The organism is Pseudomonas sp. Seg1, assembly GCF_018326005.1.
Taxonomy (GTDB): Bacteria; Pseudomonadota; Gammaproteobacteria; order Pseudomonadales; family Pseudomonadaceae; genus Aquipseudomonas.
Genome location: NZ_AP021903.1, coordinates 3,429,819 through 3,450,629 on the forward strand (window position 1 = coordinate 3,429,819; position 20,811 = coordinate 3,450,629).

17 protein-coding genes and 2 pseudogenes are annotated in these 20,811 nt (G+C 59.3%); 15 read left to right on the forward strand and 4 right to left on the reverse strand.

Annotation, left to right across the window (positions count from 1 at the left end):
- Positions 1-9: 9 nt before the first annotated feature.
- Positions 10-279 carry a PepSY domain-containing protein gene (locus KI231_RS15180; protein ID WP_103302113.1) on the reverse strand — a complete coding sequence of 90 codons (270 nt, stop codon included), beginning with the start codon at positions 277-279 and terminating at the stop codon, positions 10-12.
- Positions 280-431: 152 nt separating this feature from the next.
- Between KI231_RS15180 and KI231_RS15185 the strand changes: the two genes are divergently transcribed.
- A complete protein-coding gene (locus KI231_RS15185; RefSeq protein WP_103302114.1) occupies positions 432-1,433 on the forward strand; it encodes a FecR family protein in 1,002 nt (333 codons plus the stop codon).
- A 56-nt stretch (positions 1,434-1,489) separates the two neighbouring features.
- Here KI231_RS15185 and pvdQ read toward each other — a convergent pair whose 3' ends face one another.
- Entirely contained in the window at positions 1,490-3,835 is a 2,346-nt protein-coding gene (pvdQ, locus tag KI231_RS15190; RefSeq protein WP_212808934.1) for a bifunctional acylase PvdQ, read from the reverse strand.
- Between the two features lie 304 nt (positions 3,836-4,139).
- Between pvdQ and KI231_RS15195 the strand changes: the two genes are divergently transcribed.
- The gene (locus KI231_RS15195; RefSeq protein WP_103302116.1) at positions 4,140-4,517 is read left to right on the forward strand and encodes a fe2+ zn2+ uptake regulation protein; all 378 of its coding nucleotides are present in this window, start codon (positions 4,140-4,142) and stop codon (positions 4,515-4,517) included.
- Positions 4,518-4,535: 18 nt separating this feature from the next.
- On the opposite strand, the gene KI231_RS15200 is transcribed toward KI231_RS15195, so the two are convergent.
- On the reverse strand, positions 4,536-4,724 hold the full coding sequence (locus KI231_RS15200; RefSeq protein ID WP_103302117.1) for a hypothetical protein: 189 nt from the start codon (positions 4,722-4,724) through the stop codon (positions 4,536-4,538).
- Between the two features lie 157 nt (positions 4,725-4,881).
- Between KI231_RS15200 and KI231_RS15205 the strand changes: the two genes are divergently transcribed.
- The 6 genes from KI231_RS15205 to KI231_RS15230 all read left to right on the forward strand — a co-directional run bounded on the left by KI231_RS15205 (position 4,882) and on the right by KI231_RS15230 (position 12,336).
- Entirely contained in the window at positions 4,882-5,022 is a 141-nt protein-coding gene (locus tag KI231_RS15205) for a hypothetical protein (RefSeq protein ID WP_177431341.1), read from the forward strand.
- Positions 5,023-5,268: 246 nt separating this feature from the next.
- Positions 5,269-6,516 carry an MFS transporter gene (locus KI231_RS15210; RefSeq protein ID WP_212808935.1) on the forward strand — a complete coding sequence of 416 codons (1,248 nt, stop codon included), beginning with the start codon at positions 5,269-5,271 and terminating at the stop codon, positions 6,514-6,516.
- A gap of 10 nt (positions 6,517-6,526) precedes the next feature.
- The gene (locus KI231_RS15215; RefSeq protein ID WP_212808936.1) at positions 6,527-7,657 is read left to right on the forward strand and encodes a LuxE/PaaK family acyltransferase; all 1,131 of its coding nucleotides are present in this window, start codon (positions 6,527-6,529) and stop codon (positions 7,655-7,657) included.
- A 1-nt stretch (position 7,658) separates the two neighbouring features.
- Positions 7,659-10,061, forward strand: a complete 2,403-nt coding sequence (locus tag KI231_RS15220; RefSeq protein ID WP_212808937.1) for an acyl-CoA reductase — start codon at positions 7,659-7,661, stop codon at positions 10,059-10,061.
- A gap of 42 nt (positions 10,062-10,103) precedes the next feature.
- On the forward strand, positions 10,104-11,414 hold the full coding sequence (locus tag KI231_RS15225) for a phenylacetate--CoA ligase family protein (RefSeq protein ID WP_212808938.1): 1,311 nt from the start codon (positions 10,104-10,106) through the stop codon (positions 11,412-11,414).
- Positions 11,392-12,336 carry a GNAT family N-acetyltransferase gene (locus KI231_RS15230; RefSeq protein WP_212808939.1) on the forward strand — a complete coding sequence of 315 codons (945 nt, stop codon included), beginning with the start codon at positions 11,392-11,394 and terminating at the stop codon, positions 12,334-12,336. The genes KI231_RS15225 and KI231_RS15230 overlap by 23 nt, the downstream gene beginning before the upstream one ends.
- 58 nt (positions 12,337-12,394) lie before the next feature.
- On the opposite strand, the gene KI231_RS15235 is transcribed toward KI231_RS15230, so the two are convergent.
- A complete protein-coding gene (locus KI231_RS15235; protein WP_103302123.1) occupies positions 12,395-12,922 on the reverse strand; it encodes a hypothetical protein in 528 nt (175 codons plus the stop codon).
- A gap of 381 nt (positions 12,923-13,303) precedes the next feature.
- On the opposite strand from KI231_RS15235, the pseudogene KI231_RS30335 reads away from it, so the two are divergent.
- The 7 genes and pseudogenes from KI231_RS30335 to glgA all read left to right on the forward strand — a co-directional run.
- A pseudogene (locus tag KI231_RS30335) lies at positions 13,304-14,434 on the forward strand (HAMP domain-containing protein); the annotation flags it as partial.
- Between the two features lie 333 nt (positions 14,435-14,767).
- Positions 14,768-15,295: pseudogene (locus KI231_RS30340) on the forward strand (methyl-accepting chemotaxis protein); the annotation flags it as partial.
- Positions 15,296-15,618: 323 nt separating this feature from the next.
- Positions 15,619-16,065 (forward strand): DUF411 domain-containing protein, encoded by a 447-nt coding sequence (locus KI231_RS15245; RefSeq protein WP_103302125.1) that lies wholly within the window; start codon positions 15,619-15,621, stop codon positions 16,063-16,065.
- Positions 16,065-16,499, forward strand: coding sequence for a YqaA family protein (locus KI231_RS15250; protein ID WP_103302126.1), 435 nt, complete (start codon positions 16,065-16,067; stop codon positions 16,497-16,499). The genes KI231_RS15245 and KI231_RS15250 overlap by 1 nt, the downstream gene beginning before the upstream one ends.
- An 87-nt stretch (positions 16,500-16,586) precedes the next feature.
- Positions 16,587-17,624 carry an alpha/beta fold hydrolase gene (locus KI231_RS15255; protein ID WP_212808941.1) on the forward strand — a complete coding sequence of 346 codons (1,038 nt, stop codon included), beginning with the start codon at positions 16,587-16,589 and terminating at the stop codon, positions 17,622-17,624.
- Positions 17,625-17,637: 13 nt separating this feature from the next.
- Positions 17,638-18,591 carry a D-2-hydroxyacid dehydrogenase family protein gene (locus KI231_RS15260; RefSeq protein ID WP_212808942.1) on the forward strand — a complete coding sequence of 318 codons (954 nt, stop codon included), beginning with the start codon at positions 17,638-17,640 and terminating at the stop codon, positions 18,589-18,591.
- Positions 18,592-19,210: 619 nt separating this feature from the next.
- A complete protein-coding gene (gene glgA / locus KI231_RS15265) occupies positions 19,211-20,797 on the forward strand; it encodes a glycogen synthase GlgA (protein WP_103302129.1) in 1,587 nt (528 codons plus the stop codon).
- Positions 20,798-20,811 lie beyond the last annotated feature (14 nt).

Genomic DNA, 20,811 nt, shown 5'->3' on the forward strand with positions numbered 1-20,811 from the left:
CAAGCCGGATCAGTCTTTCTGATCACGCAGCACATTGCCCGATGCGCCGTCGATGCGGAATTCGTAGACGATGCCATCGGCCTTGCGTCCTTCGCCTTCCCAGTAACCGTCGTTGTCGGCCTCGATTTTGTAGATTTCTACATAACCGGCCTTGGTTTTAGCGGTTTCGATGGCTTTTTCGATAGTGATCCAGCCTGCGCCTGGCTTGTCAGCCAACGCGGCACCCGCGCTGAGCAAAGTGGCAGTGGCAATCAGGGCGGCGAAAGTCTTTTTGATCATTTTTTCACTCCATTTATGGATAGTGGTCATTGGCGTCCTGCTTTTTGGGCGCCTGTGGGAAAAATAAGTTCCACTTTGATGGGTAAATGCCATGACGGTTGTTCTCGGTAACTTCCCGTCAAGGTTAGAATGTGCGAAATCAGGACGAGTCAATGACCCAAGACACCCTCTCGGAAGCCGAATACGACGCGATCACCGATGCCGCCGCGCACTGGTGCATGCGTCTGCACGCCGCCGACTGCACGGACGACGAGCGTCGCGCATTCGAACATTGGCACGAAGCCCATCCTCTGCATGCGTTCGAGTACGAAGCCATGCTGGAAATCTGGGACGTGGCCGAGCATTTGCCGCGCCCCGAACCAGCGCTGGCCACGCCGATCCGGCAAGCCCCTCGCTCCTGGCGTCAATACACTGTAGCCGCCAGTGTCTGCGCACTGGCGTTGCCGCTGGCGGCTTTCACCGGCTGGAACCTCGGCTGGCTGCCCGACAGCTATCAGCATTTCAGCGCCACCGACAACGTCCGTCAGGTCACCCTGAGTGATGGCAGTCAGCTTGAGTTGAACCTCAATACTGATCTGACCTTCAGCAACTACAAGGACGAGCGGCGGGTCACGCTGAAAAAAGGCGAGGCGTTCTTCACCGTCAGTCATGACACCTCGCACCCGTTTGTCGTGCGCGCCGGTGAAGGCAAAATCCGCGTGACCGGCACGCGCTTCAACGTCTGGATGTATGAAGATCAAGTGCGAGTGAACCTGATCGAAGGTTCAGTGCTGGTGACCAGCAACAGTGCATTACCGGGCGACGGGTTGCGCCTGGGGCCGGCCATGCAGGCACGCTATAAACACGGCGATTACATGCCGCAGATCAGCCAGACCTATCCCGGCGACACTTCGCTGACCTGGCGCAGCGGCAAACTGGTGCTGGACAACCTGGCACTCAATGACGCCCTGCCACTGATCAATCGTTACCTGGACAAGCCGTTGATGCTCGCCGACAGCAGCACTGGCTCGATTCGCGTGGGCGGCATTTACAACGTCAAAGAACTGCACAATCTGGCCAACTCCCTGCCCAAGGTGTTGCCCGTCTACCTGACGCGCAACAAGGAAGGCAACCCGGTAATCAACCCGATGCCGCAACAGCCGCCAAAAAACTGAAGGCCGCGCCCCTTGCGGGATGCGGCCTTCAACGTTTGCTCAACTGACGTTCGGTTTTACTGCGCGGCGACTTTCCCCGCCTTGTCCAACGCCCCGCGAATGGTCTGCACCTGATAGTGCGGATCCGCCTGGATCTGCTGCTCGGTGAATGGCATCACACTCCACTGCTTCTTCGAGAAGGCCTCGGTCTGATCCCGCGCATACTTCGATGCTGGATCGCTGGACAGCGAGAATGCCAACAGCCCCTGCGCGTGCGGGCCCTTTTCATCGAACGTCACCACTTGCAGGTAGCTGGTGCCGCTGACCACTTCAAGTTTGCCGTCTTCGCGTGGCACGCTCTGGATGGCGTTGTAGATCCCCAGCGTGCCCGGCCCGCCATGAATCGGCGTCTGCTGCCCGCCGCTGCTGACCACCTGGATATCGCCCCAACGGGTTTTCGGCGTAAGCCCCATCTTGCCGGCCAGTTCAGCCGATGCCAGCATCGCCGCGCGCAATGCCTTGGCCACCTCTGGCTGCTCGATCGCCAGACCACGCGGCGTGTGTTGCGGATCTTTTGCATCGAAGGCAACGCGCCAGACATCGGCGGAGCCCTGCATGGCCTGCATGATGTTCTGGAAGTGCACCAGGCCTGCGCCCGAATCCAGATTGGCCCGACCGTCCCACGCCTTGAGGCTCGCGCATACCGGTTTCAGTGCTTGCGCATCAGCCCCCAGATCGGCGGCGCAGAACTTCAACAGATCCGGTACGACCTGAGTCGCCAGATACACCTGATCATCCATCACCATCTGCTGCAAATCTTTCACCGCCAGCGGACCTTTTTTGCTCAGGCCCGCCAGACGATCGAGGGCAAAGCGCGAACGCAGGCCCAACGGTTGACCGTCCTGACTGATCACTGGCGAGAAACCGGTCAGCGGTTGCGCCGGGTTGGCCAGCCATGCGGAATCGTTGGAGTGCTGGACGAAGTCCTTGCGCAACAGTTGCGGCAATTGGCTGGACGCATAGATGCCCTTCTGCGCCGCTTGCGGATCAATGTCCCAGGCGCAGGCGCTGTTGGAGCCGTCCAGCACGATCATCTGTGTGCCGATGCGCGGGTCGCTGCACCGGGCAAGTTTTTCGCGGCTGACGTTCGGCACCACCGACAGGTTCATGTACAGCGTCTGCCCCTTGTCATCGACGGCGAGCGTGTTGACCCATGGAATGCCCTGGATCTTGTGCACCGAATCCTGCAGCGCCTGAAGCGTCGGGGCCTGATTCATCGCATACCACTGCGTGAGGACGCGATCGTTGTCGAGGTTGGCATCGCGCAGGCTGTAGGCGAACTGATTGTCCCAGTCGAGCTTGCCCGGCCATTGCACGATCGGGCCGAACTTAGAGCTGTAAACGTCGCGGGCCACCGGCACCACTTGCCCGTCAGCCTGTTTGACCTGCACGGTAACGGTCTGCTTGTTCATGGGCACGGATTGACCGTCGAGCAGATAATGCGTCGGGTCTTTCGGATCGAGTTGCAGGCGATACAGGGTGAAGTGCTTCGATGAGTCGACCGTGTGCGTCCAGGCCAGATGCTGGTTGAAGCCGATGTTGATCATCGGCAGGCCCGGCAAGGCCGCGCCCATCACGTCGAGTTTGCCCGGGATGGTCAGGTGCATTTGATAGAAGCGCATGCCGCCGACCCACGGAAAGTGCGGGTTGGCCAAGAGCATGCCGCGACCGTTGAACGAGCGTTCGCTGCCCACCGCCACCGCATTGCTGCCACGATCCAGGGCAAAACGCTGCTGACGGGCGTCGGCCATCTGGTAGGCGTGCTTATCGTGTTCGACGCGAGCCGTAGCCTGCGGAGGTGTCGCACCCGCCAGTGCTTCGGCGAATTGGCCGACACCGCCCTCGACCAGCAGACGGCGGGTCAGTTTGACCAGATCTTCCGGCGCAATGTCGCGTACCCACTCGCCCTGACATTGCTGCGGCAACCCCTGCGGACGACGCTCGGCGAGATAACGGTTGTAGCCAGCGGCGTAACCTTCGACCAGATCCCGCACCTGTGCCGGCTGGGCTTGCCAGAACGCATTGACCGCTTCAGGCGTATTGAGCCAGTTGAAGAAGACGTCGCTGACGCGGTTTTCGCGTTCTTCCACGGTCAATTGATCCGGACCGAAGTAACGTGAGCGCTGGCCATTGACTGTAACAATCTCGTTGGCCAACAGGCACAGGTTGTCCTGTGCGTACGCATAACCGATGCCGAAACCCAGGCCGCGCTCATCTTCGGCGCGGATATGCGGCACACCAAAACCGGTACGACGAATCTCGGCGCTGGCATCAACGGCCGAGGTCAATGCATGAGCCGACGGGCTCAGCCCGAAAAACAGACCGGCAAGGGTCAGCCCGGTTAATTGCCTGGAAATAATCACGCTCGCTCCTGATCGAAATGCCGAAGAGCGGATCTGGCGCTGCCACACGAAGACGATATGACGGGCAATGGATCCGCTCTGGAAACACCCACGCGTCCACGCGCAATGAGCCTGTCCTGAAAACGAACCCGAAGAAAAAATATTTAGTGCGGCGCAGGGCGTTTTTTGCCCGGCATTACAAGGTGAGGACGAATTTCCGACAAATTTTCTACATTTTTTCTTTCATGATTTGTCGAGCTGATACGTCTTGTTTAGAGAACGCAAAAAAACCTTTCCCGATCAGGCTCTGAAAAGGAGTAATCGCATGTACAACTCGCAACTACCAACGGACGGTAGCCAGGCCCCACAAGGAGTTTCCATGAGCCCCCACGCGAGCGATTTCGGGCAACGCGTCGAGCGTCACGGTAACGAACGCATCCGGCTGTTGCTGAAAAGTTTCGGTCTGCGCACCAGCCTGATTCGCCTGAAAGTCATCGACGCGCTGCTGGTCGCAGCACAAAGCGAGCGCCGTCTGGGCGTGCGTGGCGTCCACAGCCAATTGCTCGACCTGGATATTCCGCTGTCCTTCCTCAGTGTGCGCGAAGTCCTCAAGCGTCTGTGCGCCGAAGGCGTGATCACCTTCAATGCGGACAAGAGCTACAGCCTGCATCCACAGGCTGCTGCCGTGCTCAACAACGACTGAAGCGTAGAGCGATCGCCGTCAGGGCTTGACCTTGCGGCGCATCACGCCGTTGATCACCACCACAACCACCGCCACACCGATGGCGATGTACTGGAACGTCTTTTCATCGATTTTTCCGGCGTTTTGCAGCCAGGACAGGCCGAGCATGATCGCCAGTACGGACACGGCGATCAGAATCGAATAAATCAAGCGTTGCTTCTGGGTCATTGCGGCTTCCTGAATCTTTGAAATGTATCCGGTTTGTATCCGTTCGCATGCCATGCACTTACCGTGTTTCGGGGATGCACCGACGCAAACGGGGTCTCATGTTACAGCCGATGAAGAGTTTTGGCTTCATGACGGCATCACCATGAGGACTTTTGAAATGCTGCGTCGAATCACCTGGCTGATTCCCCTTCTCGCCCTGCTGACCCTGAGCGGTTGCATCATCTTCCCCCACGGCGGCTGGCATGACGATCACCATCGCTATTACCAGGGCGGTCCTGGTTATTATCAACATCGTTAGAACAGGATTGTTCGCCCTGCTCACTGACCGATAAATGCGCAGGGACATTCACAGCCCACCCCACTTCCAACAATGCCCGCTTACAGCGGGCATTGTTTTTTGCGCAACTTGCCCACGACGCATCCTGGATCCAATAAACACGATGCAAGCATTTGAAATTTAATGTCGTAGCAAACAACTAGGTCACCCACACCACACCCCCTAGTCTCTGCAAGCTTCCTGAAAACTAACTGACAAGGATGTTTTATGCAGAGAACACTTATAACTATCGGCCCTCGTAAACTGATCGGATTCTGTTTGGCCCTGACCGCTTTCGAGCTGCTGACTTATATGGCCAGCGACTTGATCATGCCGGCGATGTTGAATGTCACTACTGATTTACAAGCCGATATCCGCCATGTCCCCAATGCGTTCAATCTTTATTTGCTGGGGGGCGTCTGCCTGCAATGGTTGATGGGGCCGCTGTCCGATCATTGGGGCCGACGACCGATGTTATTGATCGGTTGCGCAGTGTTCGGTGTGGCTTGTGCTGCCACATTCGTCACTCACAGCATTGAACTGTTCAATCTGCTGCGACTGATTCAAGGCGCAGGCCTGGGGTTCGTCGTTGCCGTCAGTTATCCGGCCCTGCAGGAAGTGTTCCGCGAGGCCGATGCCGTGCGACTGATGGCCCTGCTGGGCAACGTCGCTCTGTTATCGCCATTGCTCGGTCCATTGCTCGGCAGCCTGCTGCTGGAATGGCTGACCTGGCGCGAGTTGTTTCTGGCTCTCGGTCTCGCTGCAGCGGCGGTGTGGCTGGGGCTCTACGCTTGCATGCCAGAGACCGTGGGCGTTGTGCGCCATGATGGCCGGCAACAGGCGCAAGTGCGTTTTTCCCTGCGGCAGACGTGGCAGCGCTACCTGGCATTGTTTGGCAATCGGCGGTTCCTTTGGGCGTGCCTCGCATTGGGGCTGATGAGCCTGCCGCTGATTGCCTGGATCGGCCTGGCACCGCTATTGCTGATCCAGTTGCTGGGCCTGACGCCGCTGGAGTACGGGCTGTGGCAGATCCCGATTTTCTCGGCCGTCATCGCCGGCAATCTGATCTTCGACCGCTTGCTGGTCACGCATTCGTTGCCCCAGTTGATTCAACTGGGGCAGTGGCCATTTTGCCTGGGCCTGATGGGGCTGATTGGCTGCGCGCTACTGAGGACAGGCCTGGAACCCGTGGTCGCCAGCCTGGCGCTTTACGCCGTCGGGCTGGGCATGAGCAATGCCGCACTGTATCGAGTGGCCCTGTTTTGCACCGATGACAGTAAAGGCCTGGTCTCGGCCATGATCGGCATGATTTCGATTGCCGTGATGGGCGTCGGTGGAACACTCATTGCCACCCTCAGCGGCGGCACACACCTTGAACTTTTCGCGCTCTTGTCCGCCTTCGGCGGCCTGATGTGCCTGCCCTTTCTGCACGGAATCCTGCAGGACGGGAACAACAATTCCACCTCACTTCAATAAAGGAATATTGATGACTCACTTACCCGCGAGCGACGCGCTCTGCGCGTTGCCAAGGCCTTATTGCCCGGATTCCGTGCCCTGTGGTCTGTTTGACCAGGCCATGGCCGAAATCAGCCGGTTTCACTGCCGGCACACACCCGGTTATGAAGGCTGGCTGAACGCCAACGGCCTCACGGTAGACGATCTGGACAGCCTCGATGACTGGTCACGCCTGCCGCCAATCTTCGCCAATTTTTTCAAGCAGCGACTGCTGCTCAGCACCACCGGCGAAGACGCGCTGGAACTGACCTCTTCCGGCACCAGCGGTCAGCAAAGCCGCATGCGCTATGACGCGCGCAGTCTGGCAGCGGCGCAGTTCATGGTCGCGCAGATATTCCGGCACTACGGCTGGGACACCCCGGACACGCCCTGCAACTACTTGCTGCTGAGTTACGAGCCGCAAGGCCGGATCACCCTGGGCACCTCATTCACTGACCAGTTTCTCTGTGGTTTTGCCCCCGCCAACCGCGTGGTGTATGCCCTGCGCAATACCGGTGGCGGTCACCAATTCGATGTGTTCGGCGTGATCCAGGCCTTGCAGGCATTCGCCGAAGAAGGGCTGCCCGTGCGCATCCTCGGCTTCCCGGCATTTCTCTGGCAGACCCTGCAACTAATGCAGGCCACCGGCGCTGCGGATCTTCAGTTGCCCGCCGGCTCGCTGGCTTTTTTTGGTGGTGGCTGGAAAACCCAGGCCGCACAAGAAATTCCCCGACAGCAGTTATACGCACGCATCCACCGGCAACTGGGCATTGAAAAGGTCCGTTGTCGCGATGGCTACGGCGCTGTCGAGCACGCGGTGCCTTATATCGAATGTGACCACCATCACTTCCATGTCCCGGTTTATTCAAAGGTACTGGTGCGCAATCCGGCGGACTTTTCCCTGCAGCCTTATGGCCAGCAAGGCCTGCTCGGTTTTGTCTCGCCATATATCTCGTCGAGTCCCGGGCATGCGGTGGTGATGAGTGATCTGGCGACGCTGCACCCTGGCGCAAGCTGCGGTTGTGGATTGGCCAGCGACTGGTTTGAACTGCATGGCCGCGCGGGCACCACGCCGGGCAGAAGCTGTGCGATGGCAGCTTCCGAACTGCTCGGAGGTCGATGACATGTACTTGATCAACGGACAGCAACACGACGTCTGCAACTTCGACAATGCACTCGAAAACCTTGAGGCGCAGCTGGCGCAACAGTTGAGTACGCCGCTGGACAGCCACACGGTCATTGAAGCCGCCGCGCATTTTTCGCTAAACCTGCGCAGCGCTGACATAACGCTGCCACTCACTATCGAGCAACGGCAGGCGTTGATCGACTTCTGCGAACCGCAGGCGTTGCGCCGCAAGATGCAGCGCGAACTCGGCACGCAACCCGGCTCATTGCGGCGATTCGATTATCGTCAGGCCCGATTCGAATGCTGGAGCCCGCTTGGCCTGGTGGTGCATATCACGCCGGGCAACGCGCCCTTGCTGGCATTTTGCGCGGTGCTGGAAAGTCTGCTGGCCGGCAACGTCAACTGGTTGCGGCCCAGCAGCAGCGATCAGGGTCTGACCGCGAGCCTGCTTGGCGCTTTGCTGCAATGCGACCCGAGCGGTCAACTCGCCCGTTACGTTGCCGTACTGCCGGTCAGCACTGCGCAGATCGCGCGCCTGTGCAAACGGGCCAACGGGGTCGCAGCCTGGGGCGGTGAAGCGGCCCTGCAAGCCATTCGCCAACAGATCCCGACCGGCTGCCGCTGGATCGATTGGGGCCACCGCATCAGTTTCGTTTATCTGACGCCTGACGCCGCCACCCCACAAGGGCTGGATGCCGTGGCGGATGAAGTCTGCCGGCTGGATCAGCAAGCCTGCTCCAGTCCGCAATGGTTACTGGTCGACAGCGACGATCCGCAGGTTCTGCGGGACATCGGCGAACGGCTGACGGCCGCCTTCGAACGCCGCGCCGGACAATGGCCGGCGTTGTTGCCTACGTCGCAAGAAGCCGCGCAAATCACTACGCACACACAAATGGCGCGGCTGGCGCAGAGTTTCGCTGAACAAACCGGACATATCTGGAGTGCACCGGGCTGGCGAATCATCTGGGCGCACAACCGTCAACTGACGCCTTCGCCGCTGTTTCGCAGCGTACTGCTGCATCCCGTGCCCCGCGCCCTGATCACCGAGACGCTGTTGCCGTGGCGCAATGTCCTGCAAAGTTGCGCGCTGCTGTGTGGCGCAGCGCAGACCGGCGAGCTGGCACGCACGCTGATCGGTGCGGGCGTCACGCGAATCGCCCCGGTCAGCAGCATTCATGACGGCTATGACGGTGAGCCACATGACGGCGTCTACGCCTTGCAACGGCTGAGCCGACGTGTGTCCGTCAGCCTGCCCGCCGATGTCCTGCCGAACCATGCCACGCTTGATCGCACGTCATTGCCCGCGACGCAATCCGGGCAGCCGCTCATGGACAAGGCTGCTTTCGTCACCCAACCATTCAACGCCGCTGCGCGGCTATATTTCCGTTCCGGAGGCAGCAGCGGTACTCCGGCGTTATCGGCTTACAGCTATGCCGATTTCCATCGACAAATGCGTGCTACCGCCGACGGACTGTTCGCCGCCGGCCTCGACCCGGCTCGGGATCGAGTGATGAACCTGTTCTTCTGCGGCGGCTTGTACGGCGGCTTCCTCAGTTTTGCCAAAGTGCTTGAGTTGCTGGACATCCCGCACCTGCCGATGGGCGCTCCGGCCGATGACGATTACCGCGAAATCGCCGAAATGATCGTCAGTCAGCGCGTGACCGTGTTGATTGGCATGCCGAGCACCGTGCATCGCCTGTTCCTCAACGAACGACAACGGTTGCAGGCCTATGGCGGGATCGACAAGGTTTTTCTCGGCGGCGAACACCTCAGTACACAAAGTCGCGAGCTGCTGCACAGCTGTGGCGTGCCAAGCATCCGCTCGGCGATTTACGGCAGTGTCGACGCAGGCCCGCTTGGCCATGCTTGCCAAGCCACCGACGATGGCGTCTTCCATTTGCTGAGTGACACCCAGCACCTGGAAATTGTCGGCCTCGACGTCGATGAACCCGTCACGGGCAATCAAGTCGGCCGCTTGCTGTTCACGTCGATCGCACGCGAGGCGCAAAACGTTCGGCGTTACGAGGTGGGCGACACGGGACGCTGGATTTCCGGCCCCTGCGCCTGCGGACTCACGTCGCCGCGCTTCGAACTGTTGCAACGGCACGGCAAGCTGATTCGCATCGGCTCTGACTTCATCTCGTTGAGCGAACTGGAGGAACACCTGCAGGTGCCGTTCCAGTTGCTGCTCGGCCATGCCCCCGATGGACTGGAACGCATGTGCCTGCGAATCGGGATTGACGCGGCAGACGCACGATTGCGGTTGTCCCGGTACCCGACTCTGGCGACGCTGATCGAAACCGGACTATTGCATCTGGACGTTGACGTCTGTGCCGTCGAGCACTTCACCCGCAACAGACACAGCGGCAAGACGCCGATCCTGATTGATTCACGTAGTTGATGCCGTGAGTTCGATCAGACCACAACAAGAATGGTGAACATTATGAAAACTTCCGAACAACTGAACGAGTTGATCAACTACGCTCGTCAACATTCGCGCTATTACCGCGCACACTTTTCTGGCGTCTCGAAACAAACATCAACATTGACCGAACTGCCGCTGATTGAACCTGCTGAATATTGGCAAAACAGTCAGACGCTAAATAAATGGCCGGTACTCACCGGCGCTGTGGCACAGGCTCTGATATTTAAAACCGGCGGTTCAACCAGCGCCGGGAAGCTCTCTGTTTATACGCAAAATGAATGGCGTTTATTGGTCAGTGAATTCGGCAAAAGTCTGAGTTCACAATTCCAGCCCGGTGATCGCGTCGCCAATCTATTCTTTGCCGGTGACCTGTATGCCAGCTTCCTGTTCGTCCACGACGCACTGGCCCATGTTGACGTAGAGATTACCGAGTTCCCCTTTACCGGCAATGTCGACTCCGCCGTTCTGGCGCAATCCATCGTGCAGCATGAGATCAATGTACTGGCGGGCGTGCCGGCACATCTGCTGACCTTCGCGGCGTGGCTCAATCGTCAGGAACAGACCCTGCCTGAGGTCGACACCCTGCTTTACGGCGGGGAAAGTCTGTTCGCGTCGCAACGCCAACAACTCGAACTGGCATTTCCCAACGCGCGCATTGCCTCTGTCGGCTATGCCAGTGTCGATGCCGGTTTCATCGGTAGCAGTCAGCGCGACTGCGCCGAAGGCGAGCATCGAATGCATGCCGAGCACACCTTGGTGGAAATCATCGACGAACATTCCGGTGCCGTGATCGATGCCTGTGATCACACCGGTTTGCTGGTGATCACCAGTCTGCACCGTCGGTTGATGCCGCTGATTCGCTACCCGGTCGGCGACCGCGCCTGCTGGCGAGAGCCCGCAGGCAGCGCCCGGCGCAAGTTCGCGCTCAAGGGCCGCAGCGCTGACAGCCAACGGGTTCGGCTGGGGATTTTGTCGCTGATGCCGCAGGAAATCGGTGCGCTGATCCAGCACACCGCCAACAGTGACGACTGGCAACTGCTGATCGAACAGGTCGGGCACACGGATGTGCTGAGCCTGAAATGGGTGGCGACCGCGCAATCCCCCGCCGTGGCCGACGTCAACCGGGATCTGGAGGCGGGATTGGTTGAACAGTACCCGCTGATTGCGCAACTGCGGGCAGACCATCTGCTGAATCTGCGAATCGAGTGCTGCCCCCATGGGGATCTGTCACGCCACGCCCGCTCGGGCAAATGCATGCGCGTGGTAGATCTGCGCTGCTATGAACACAGGCACAAGGAGGTGCCCTATGCCACCGCTGATTCTGCGTAACTACCGTGACACCGATGCAACGGCCGTCAGCCAATTGTTTCGCAAGGTGTACGGCGACCTTTATGTGCAGCCCCATGTGTATCTGCCGCACATGATCAGTCAGAACCACGCCGACAAGCGCTGGCACTCGCTGGTTGCAGTGGTCGGTGAGGAAATTTGCGGGCACGCCACGCTGTTCCGCGAGCCAAACGCCAGCACGGCCGAACTGGCCCTGTGTGTGGTTCACCCGGATACCCGGGGACAAAATATCGCCACACGTCTGGGCCAGCATTTATTGACCCACGCACAGGCATTGGGCTGTCAGAACGTCGTGATCAAACAGGTCACCCACCATCCGTACACGCAGCGGATGGCAATCAACCTCGGCTTTCATAACACCGGATTATTGCCGGACTACGTCCCTTCACCGTTCGATAGCCCGGTGCCGGAATCAATTGTCCTGGGATGTTATGCCATCGACGGCTACCGACGCCCCTTGCCCCGGCAAACCTGGCCTGCCGGTTACCGGGATTTCATGCAGCAGTTAGGTCGGGTGTTCGGTACGAAGAAGCAAACATTTCGATGGCACGGCGCGGCCGTTCAGCTGGAAAAGCACGCTAATCGTTATGACATGCGCCTGAAAAAACTGCGGCCCGGGCTGCTCAAACAATTACGCGAACTGCCTCGGCAATGGCTGATTTCGCTTCAACTGCGACTGTCGCGGCACTTTGCCTGGGACCTGACCCGGCTGAACGCGATTGGCTTTTTCTTTACCGGGCTGGCGCCCATGGAAGGTAAAGGGGGGGGATGGCTGGCGCTGTTTCACCGGGGGTTCCGGTCACGGCAGCTGACATTGCCCTGTCCGCACATGCAGCACCTGCATGATCAGGCCCAACAGGAACTCGCCGCTCACTTGAGCGAGAGCCCGCCACCGCAGGTTTGAACGCGGTGCCGGTTTTCGACCAAGGCCCGCTCGATGTCGGGCGGGCCACATTAACGTCTCAAGCCTTGGCTTTAACGCCTTGGTCGATCGGCTTCGGCGCGTTGCCTTCACCATACGTCTTGAGATTCTGCAGGACGTAGATGGCTTTTTTGTACTCAGGGATCAGCGCTTTGCCGTAAGCGTTGCCATTGAGGCCATTGTTCTGGATCGCATCAAGCTGAGTCGCGAAATATTCCAGTGCGTTGAATTTGACATCAATGTCTTTGGTCACGCCGAAACGGTCAAACTTGTCGCCGGCGTTCATCAGCGTAAAAGATGTGATCTCGGAAATCAGCCCGCGGCTACGCAGCATGGCGGCAAGGTTGCCCATCTGTTTGACCGAAACGTTCGCAGGATCGAAGCCCTTGATGTTCTTGCGCAGGCCTTGCTTGTCCATTTCGGCGGTATTGATAGCGTTGGGATCATTCCCCACCATGGTGAGCATTTGCTGCACCTTGACGCTTTGAGCCACCTGTTTCTTCGCGCCAGTGTTACGCACCATCACGCCAGCCTTGCTCTCCCAACCGCCGACTATGCCGATCGTCATGAGAAAACTCCCTGTGCAATAAACATGAAATGTCCTTGTTGAACCATTCGAATGCCGGGGAGTATCTACCGGCTAACTGATAGCACCAACCCTTTTAGTGCGCCTTTTTACAATTCTTGTACATTCTCGATACAAACCAGCAAACGCCCATAAATGCTGGCCTGCACGCCCTCGCTTGAAAAGCTTTCAATAGATCTTTTGCTCTAACGGACAGGTTCCTGAGGTTGCCTGTATCAGACTCGATACTAACCGGTCATCGCCACAGGGCTTTTTAGGACGGCTGTACCTAAAGCTTCTCGCAGCGGCGACGATACGTTAGGGATACCCGCACTGTTTTATCCCCCGCCCCTAATAAGAATTGCAGCTCAAGGACCGGTCTCCATGCCCGCATTCCGCACTATTCAGGCTCGCTACACGCTGTTTCTGGTTCTGTTCATTCTGCTGCTGTCGGTACTGACCGTCGCGGGCATCAGCCAACTGGTTGCGCCCAAACTGCGGCATACCGAAGAACAGGTAGTGCTCAACCGCATCGCTGAAGTCGCCGAGCAGATTCAGGGCGAACTGAACAAGGTTCAGGCCCAGCAACGCAGCATCACCCAGACTATTCCGTTGCTCGACAGTGCAGCCATCGACACGGTATTGCCGGGATTGGTGGATCAGTACGGCGAATTGAAAGTGTTTGGCGGCGGGATCTGGCCTTTGCCGGGCCAGCGTGAAGCCGGACGCAACAAGTTCAGCACCTTCTGGCACCGCGATGCCTCGGGCAAACTGGCCGTAAACACGTTCTGGAACAGCGATGCGGCGCCCAACTATTACGACCAGAGCTGGTACAAGGGCGGCATGGCCACACCTCGCGGTCAGTGCGCCTGGGCGGCGGCCTATAAAGATGACGCCAGTGCCGAGCCGCGCACCAACTGCGCCATGGCTATCCAGAAAAACGGCAACGCCTGGGGCGTCTCGACCATTGACGTGACCCTGGGCTTTTTCAATGACCTGGTGGCCCGCAAGGAAAAAGACCTCAACGCCGAAATGCTCATCGTCGAGGCCGACGGCAAGATCATCAGCAACAGTTCGCGCATCAGCGGCCCGATCGTGCTGAAGAACATCAGCGAACTGGCCACCAACTCAACCTTCGCCAGCCAGGTCAAGGCCGGCCTGCAAAATCGCGATCAGGCGCAGCGCGTCGAGTTCGACAACAACGGCCAGGACAGCACTTTCTTCATGCGCCCGATCGAAGGCACACCGTGGTTCCTCGCCACCGCCCTGCCGACCCAAATGCTCACCGCCCAGCGTGACGACGTGCTCAGCACCCTGAGCCTGTTGCAGATACCGCTGGTGATCCTGTTGGTATTGCTGCAGATCTATGCGATTCGCCAGTTGGTGCAGCGCATGAAAGCGCTGAAAGCCAACATCGATTTACTGTCCAGCGGCGATGCCGACCTGACCCGACGCATCACCATCCGCGCCGAAGACGAACTCGGCGCCATCGGTCACTCGGTCAACACCTTTATCGCCTACCTGCAAAACATGATCGGCGAAGTCACTCAGGCCACCGGCGCCATGGCGTCGAGCCTCGACAACCTGCAACGCACGTCGACGCACACCAGCCAGATTCTCCTGCGTCACGCCTCGGAAACCGATCAGACCGTCACCGCCATTACCGAGATGAGTTCGACCGCCGAAAGCGTGGCGCAGAACGCCGCTGAAACCGCAGCGTTTACCCAACGTGCCAACGAAAACGCCGACCGTTCGCGGGTGGTCGTCGGCGAGGCAACCAACAGCGTGGTGGCACTGATCGACGAGGTGGCCAGCGCCACCCATAAAGTTGAAAACATGCAACAGGACGCCCAGCGCATCACCGAGATTCTCGGCGTGATCGGCGCGATTGCCGGCCAGACCAATCTGCTGGCCCTCAACGCCGCCATTGAAGCGGCCCGTGCCGGTGAACAGGGCCGCGGGTTTGCCGTGGTCGCCGACGAAGTCCGCGCCCTCGCCGCCCGCACCCAGGCCAGCACTTCGGAAATCAACGAGATGTTGACGCGTCTGACGCAAGGCGTGAGTTCGTCGGTCAGTGCCATGGAAAACACCCAGGCCAGCTGTCAGTCGGCCGCCGACGCCACCGCCCGGGTCAACTCCGGGCTGGATGAAATGGCCGGCTCGGTCAGCCACATCAACAGCCTCAGCACGCAGATTGCCACCGCCGCCGAACAGCAAAGTGCAGTGACCGAAGAAATCAATCGCAGCATGGTGCAGATCCGCCACATGGTTGATGAACTGGTGCAGAGCGGCCAGGCCAGCGAACTCAACACCCGTCAGTTGCTGGAAGCCAATGGCCGGGTGAGTGCGATCATGGGGCGCTTCAAGGTCCGCTGATTCGTGCAGGGATTTTCGCCAATCAGATAACCCCTGTGGGAGCTGGCTTGCCAGCGATGGGGCCCGGTCAGTCAGACATTCATTGACTGACTCTGCGCCATCGCGGGCAAGCCCGCTCCCACAGGGTTCTACTTCGTTCACGCAATAGTCATTCGTGGCCACCTGACAACATTGTCATCTCGCGCTCAGCAAGCTGTCAGCCGTGATCTACGATCATCCTGCCTGTCCGCGTTGCAACAACTGGAAACATTGCGTTGATGCCCGGCGGAAAAAACCGTTCAAAATGCGTGCTTTCCGATCGTCACCCGAGCCGAGAATCCGTTATGCGAACCCATCTGCGTCTGCTCGCCCTGAGCGCCCTGTTCATCTCCTCCCTGGCCCAGGCCGCCGATTTGATCCCTATCGAAGTGCATCGCGACGCCAACTGCGGCTGCTGCAAAAAATGGATCAGCCACCTGGAAGCCAATGGTTTCAAGGTTGAAGATCACGTCGAAAGCGACATGAGCAGCTTCAAGCAACAACATGGCGTGCCACCGCGCCTGGCTTCGTGCCACACCGCAATCATCAATGGCAAATTCGTCGAAGGCCACGTGCCGGCAGAACAGGTGCTGGCCCTGAGCAAGCGCGACGATCTGCTCGGTGTTGCCGCGCCGGGCATGCCGATGGGCTCGCCGGGCATGGAAATGGACGGCATGAGCGATGCCTATCAAGTGATCGGCCTGAAAAAGGATGGATCTGACGTAGTGGTGGCGGACTACCCGGCCCATTGATGGGCGCCGCGTACCTCGGATTGTTCTTTGCCGCTTTTGGCGCAGCGACTCTGTTACCGCTGCAATCCGAGGCGTTGCTGGTCGGGCTGATTGTCAGCGACCGGTACTGGCTCTGGGGTTTGCTGGCGGTGGCGACCGTGGGCAATGTACTCGGCTCGCTGGTCAACTGGTGGCTGGGCCGTGGGCTGGAACGTTTTCAGGATCGGCGCTGGTTTCCGGTCAGCGCCAGACACATGGCCACGGCACGCCGACACTATGAACGTTACGGGCATTGGTCGCTGTTGCTCAGTTGGCTGCCCGTCATCGGTGATCCGCTGACACTGATTGCCGGCGTCATGCGCGAGCCACTTGGGCGCTTTCTCTTTATCGTCACCCTCGCCAAAGGCGCGCGTTATGCCGTGTTGGCGATGCTGACGCTGGGCTGGCTGGGGTGAACGATCAGTGCCAGGCGTTGCCTGTGTTTAACGTCGCCCTAATCCGGTCATTCCAGCATCGGCCGATTTCAAACGGAGTTTGACCTTATGTCTGTCACGATTTCCCGTTGGTTGCCGGGCCTGCTCCTTACCGCTGCCCTCCCCCTGTTCGCCCACGCCGCCGCATCAGCCGAAGGCCCGGCGTACGGCCCGGAGCTGCAAGGCTTCGAATATCCCTACACGCTTAAACATTTCGCTTTCCAGTCCCAGGGCAAATCCCTGCAAATGGGTTACATGGACGTCGCCGCCCACGGCAAGGCCAACGGCCGCACAGTGGTGCTGATGCACGGCAAAAACTTTTGCGCCGCCACCTGGGACAGTTCGATCAAGGCACTGAGCGAGGCTGGATACCGGGTCATCGCACCGGATCAGATCGGCTTTTGCACCTCCAGCAAACCGGACAATTATCAGTACAGCTTCCAGCAACTGGCGACCAACACCCAGCAATTGCTCAAGGCGTTGGGCATTCAGAAGGCCACCCTTTTAGGTCACTCCACCGGCGGCATGCTCGCTACGCGTTATGCGCTGTTGTTCCCAGAGCAGGTCGATCAACTGGCACTAGTCAACCCGATCGGTCTGGAAGACTGGAAAGCCCTCGGCGTGCCGTACCGCACCGTGGATCAGTGGTACCAGCGCGAGCTGAAAGTCAGCGCCCAAGGCATTCGTGAATACGAGCGCACCACCTACTACGATGGCCGCTGGAAACCGGAATTCGACCGCTGGGTCGACATGCTCGCCGGCCTGAGCAAGGGCCCGGGCAAAACCCAGGTGGCATGGAACTCGGCGCTGATCTACGACATGATTTTCACCCAGCCGGTGTATTACGAGTTCAAAGACCTGAAAATGCCGACACTGCTGCTGATCGGTACGTCGGACACCACCGCCATCGGCAAAGACCTCGCGCCACCCGAGGTGAAAGCGAAAATCGGTCACTATGACGTGCTCGGCAAACAAGTGGCGAAGCTGATCCCGCAGTCGACACTGGTGGAATTCCCCGGCATGGGCCACGCGCCGCAAATGGAAGAACCGACGCAGTTCCATCAGGCGCTGCTCGGCTGGCTGGACAAAATCAATCCCGTTCGTTGATGAGGTAAGGCTGATGGCGGTGCAGATTGCAGTGATCGATGACTGGCAGGACGTGGCTCGCGACGTGGTCGACTGGTCGGTACTCGATAGCCTCGGTGAGGTGACGTTCGAACACGATTACCCGGCCGACAACGCGACCCTGGCCGAGCGCCTCGGCCAATACCAGGTGATCTGTGTGATGCGCGAACGCACACGGTTCGACGAAGACCTGCTCAAGCGCTTGCCCAATCTCAAGCTGCTGGTCACCGGAGGCATGCGCAATGCCGCACTCGACATGGCGGCTGCGGCGGCACTGGGCATCAAGGTCTGCGGCACCGACAGCTACAAACATGCCGCGCCGGAACTGACTTGGGCGCTGATCATGGCCGCCACGCGCAATCTGCTGAATGAAGCCAACTCATTGCGTGCAGGCCGCTGGCAGCAGGGCCTGGGTGGCGATCTGCATGGCAAGACTTTGGGTATCCTCGGGCTGGGCAGTATCGGCCAGCGTGTAGCGCAGTTCGGACAGGTGTTCGGTATGCGCGTGATTGCCTGGAGCGAAAACCTTACCGCTGAACGCGCACAGCAGGTCGGCGTGACCTATGTGAGCAAGCAGCAATTGTTCGAACAGGCCGATGTGCTGTCGGTGCATCTGGTGCTCAGCGAACGCAGTCGCGGGCTGGTCGATGCGCAGGCACTGGACTGGATGAAGCCGACGGCACTGCTGGTCAACACTGCCCGTGGGCCGATTGTCGATGAAGCGGCACTGATCAAGGCATTACAAAAACAGCGCATTGCCGGTGCAGCGCTAGATGTATTCGAGCAGGAGCCTTTGCCGGCACTGCACCCGTTTCGCACACTGGGCAATGTGCTGGCGACGCCCCACGTGGGCTATGTCAGTCGGCAGAACTATGAGCAGTTCTTTTCGCAGATGATCGAGGATATTCAAGCCTGGGCGGCCGGCAATCCGCTTCGCCAACTGAACTGACGCCTGCCCGATGGCTGTGGGTGGATTCACCGACGCCTTCGCTCGCAAGGCCGCTCCCACAGGGATCTGTGCTGGCCACAAGATTTGTGTAACAACAGAAATCCGCTGTGGGAGCGGGCTTGCTCGCGCAGAGTCTTCAGAAGCAACAAATCAACAAACTGTTCGCACCACAACAGTGCGACCGCCCTCCCCGCTAGCACGAAATTGTGACTAATCAGTCACCGTTTTGATCCGCGCCTGCCAAAAAACCTGCACTTCGTCGGTGCGTTTGCACCCTCACACCGCGATTTCCGTGGCCCCCCAACCGATTGTCGAACAATTTACCCATTTGCTCTGGCCCGCTCTAGGATCTGGCCTAGACTGATTTTCGCGGGGCAAAACCGGCCGGTCGCAAACTGGAAAAATTATCGAAACTTTTGCTGATCGCGCCGGGTCATCTGAAAGGCAGGGCCAAAGCGACTGGTGCAATCCTTGCAATGGCCTCTTCACCCATTCTGCTTGCGCGTGTTGGGTAGCGTTTGCTTACCGATGCGCGGCGCGTTTGCGCCCGGCCACAGGACGTGGTCATGGACAGGGTTTGTTCAAGACAAGAATCAGATCAACGACACGGGAGATTCATATGATCAGTGCGGCATTGGATATTCAGGGAGAACGTGCTCAGCAGTCAGTAGGCGAAGCGAGCACCGTCAGCGTTCCCGGCAGCCGATCGATCAACATCCCCGGCACCAAGACGCTGACTCCGGTAGCGAGTCAGAATCCCAACAAGAAAAAAGTGTTGTTCGTCACCTCGGAAATTGCCGATCTGGTGAAGACCGGCGGCCTCGGTGACGTTTCCGCCGCCCTGCCCCGTGCCATGGCGCATCTGCATGACGTACGGGTGTTGATCCCCGGTTATCCGCAAGTGATGCACAGCGAAAACCCTATTCATATCATCGGCGAACTGGGCGGCCATGCAGCGCTGCCGCCGTGCAAGATCGGGCGCATGGACATGCCGGACGGGCTGGTGATCTACGTGCTGATCTGCCCCGAACTGTACGAGCGGGAAGGCTCGCCCTACGGCGCCAACAACGGCCGCGACTGGCCGGACAACCACATTCGTTTCGCCCGTCTGGGCCTGGCCGCCGCCGATATCGCCGCCAACCTCGCGCAAATCCACTGGTGCCCGGATCTGGTGCACGCCCATGACTGGCCGGCTGGCCTGGCGCCTGCTTATATGCACTGGCGCGGTCAACGCACCCCGACGCTGTTCACCATTCACAACCTCGCCTACCAAGGCGTGACCAGCCTCGGCTCTTGCCCGGAGCTGGGCATTCCGACCCACGCGCTGCAACAGGAAGGCATGGAGTTCTACGGCAAGATGTCGTTCCTCAAGGCCGGCATGGCCTATTCGAGCCACATCACCACGGTCAGCGCCACCTACGCACAGGAAATCACCACCCCGGATTTCGGCTGCGGCCTCGACGGCTTTCTTGCCGCCAAGACCCAGCAAGGCTTGCTCAGCGGCATCCCCAACGGCATTGACGAAAGCTGGGACGCGGCCACCGATCCACACCTGTTCGCGCCGTTCCACATCGGCGACTGGGAAGGCAAAGCGGTCAACGCCGCTCACGTTCGCGAATTGTTCGGCTTGAAAGACTCCGAAGGCCCATTGTTTGCCGTGGTTTCGCGGCTCGTCTACCAGAAAGGTCTGGATCTGACCGAAGCGGTCTCCGAGTACATCGTGCAGAACGGCGGCCAGATCGCGATCATCGGCCGTGGCGAACCGGAAGAAGAGCAAGCCATGCGCGAACTGGCATTGCGCTTCCCCGGTCAGGTCGGCGTGCGCATCGGCTTCAACGAAACCGACGCCCGCCGCATGTTTGCCGGCAGCGATTTCCTGTTGATGCCTTCGCGTTACGAACCGTGTGGCTTGAGTCAGATGTACGCCCAGCGTTTCGGCTCGTTGCCGGTGGCGCGCAATACCGGCGGCCTGGCCGACACCATCGAAAACGGCGTGACCGGTTTCCTCTTCGACGAATCCACCGTCGAGAGTTACCGCGAAGCCCTGAGCCGCGCGTTCAAGGTGTTCGCCTTTCCCGAACTGCTCAACGCCATGCGTTGCCGCGCAATGGCCGCACCGTTCAATTGGTGCAAAGCCGTCGAACCGTACGCTGAACTTTACGAACAACTGGTCGCCAAGGCGCTGGGTAAAGCACACCACAAATAATCAGGGAGTTTTCC

What these genes read in the sequence shown, in the direction of transcription:
- KI231_RS15180 (WP_103302113.1), bottom strand. Translation starts at nt 279, where the DNA reads ATGATCAAAAAGACTTTCGCCGCCCTGATTGCCACTGCCACTTTGCTC.
- KI231_RS15185 (WP_103302114.1), top strand. Translation starts at nt 432, where the DNA reads ATGACCCAAGACACCCTCTCGGAAGCCGAATACGACGCGATCACCGAT.
- KI231_RS15195 (WP_103302116.1), top strand. Translation starts at nt 4,140, where the DNA reads ATGTACAACTCGCAACTACCAACGGACGGTAGCCAGGCCCCACAAGGA.
- KI231_RS15200 (WP_103302117.1), bottom strand. Translation starts at nt 4,724, where the DNA reads ATGACCCAGAAGCAACGCTTGATTTATTCGATTCTGATCGCCGTGTCC.
- KI231_RS15205 (WP_177431341.1), top strand. Translation starts at nt 4,882, where the DNA reads ATGCTGCGTCGAATCACCTGGCTGATTCCCCTTCTCGCCCTGCTGACC.
- KI231_RS15210 (WP_212808935.1), top strand. Translation starts at nt 5,269, where the DNA reads ATGCAGAGAACACTTATAACTATCGGCCCTCGTAAACTGATCGGATTC.
- KI231_RS15215 (WP_212808936.1), top strand. Translation starts at nt 6,527, where the DNA reads ATGACTCACTTACCCGCGAGCGACGCGCTCTGCGCGTTGCCAAGGCCT.
- KI231_RS15220 (WP_212808937.1), top strand. Translation starts at nt 7,659, where the DNA reads ATGTACTTGATCAACGGACAGCAACACGACGTCTGCAACTTCGACAAT.
- KI231_RS15225 (WP_212808938.1), top strand. Translation starts at nt 10,104, where the DNA reads ATGAAAACTTCCGAACAACTGAACGAGTTGATCAACTACGCTCGTCAA.
- KI231_RS15230 (WP_212808939.1), top strand. Translation starts at nt 11,392, where the DNA reads ATGCCACCGCTGATTCTGCGTAACTACCGTGACACCGATGCAACGGCC.
- KI231_RS15235 (WP_103302123.1), bottom strand. Translation starts at nt 12,922, where the DNA reads ATGACGATCGGCATAGTCGGCGGTTGGGAGAGCAAGGCTGGCGTGATG.
- KI231_RS15245 (WP_103302125.1), top strand. Translation starts at nt 15,619, where the DNA reads ATGCGAACCCATCTGCGTCTGCTCGCCCTGAGCGCCCTGTTCATCTCC.
- KI231_RS15250 (WP_103302126.1), top strand. Translation starts at nt 16,065, where the DNA reads ATGGGCGCCGCGTACCTCGGATTGTTCTTTGCCGCTTTTGGCGCAGCG.
- KI231_RS15255 (WP_212808941.1), top strand. Translation starts at nt 16,587, where the DNA reads ATGTCTGTCACGATTTCCCGTTGGTTGCCGGGCCTGCTCCTTACCGCT.
- KI231_RS15260 (WP_212808942.1), top strand. Translation starts at nt 17,638, where the DNA reads ATGGCGGTGCAGATTGCAGTGATCGATGACTGGCAGGACGTGGCTCGC.
- glgA (WP_103302129.1), top strand. Translation starts at nt 19,211, where the DNA reads ATGATCAGTGCGGCATTGGATATTCAGGGAGAACGTGCTCAGCAGTCA.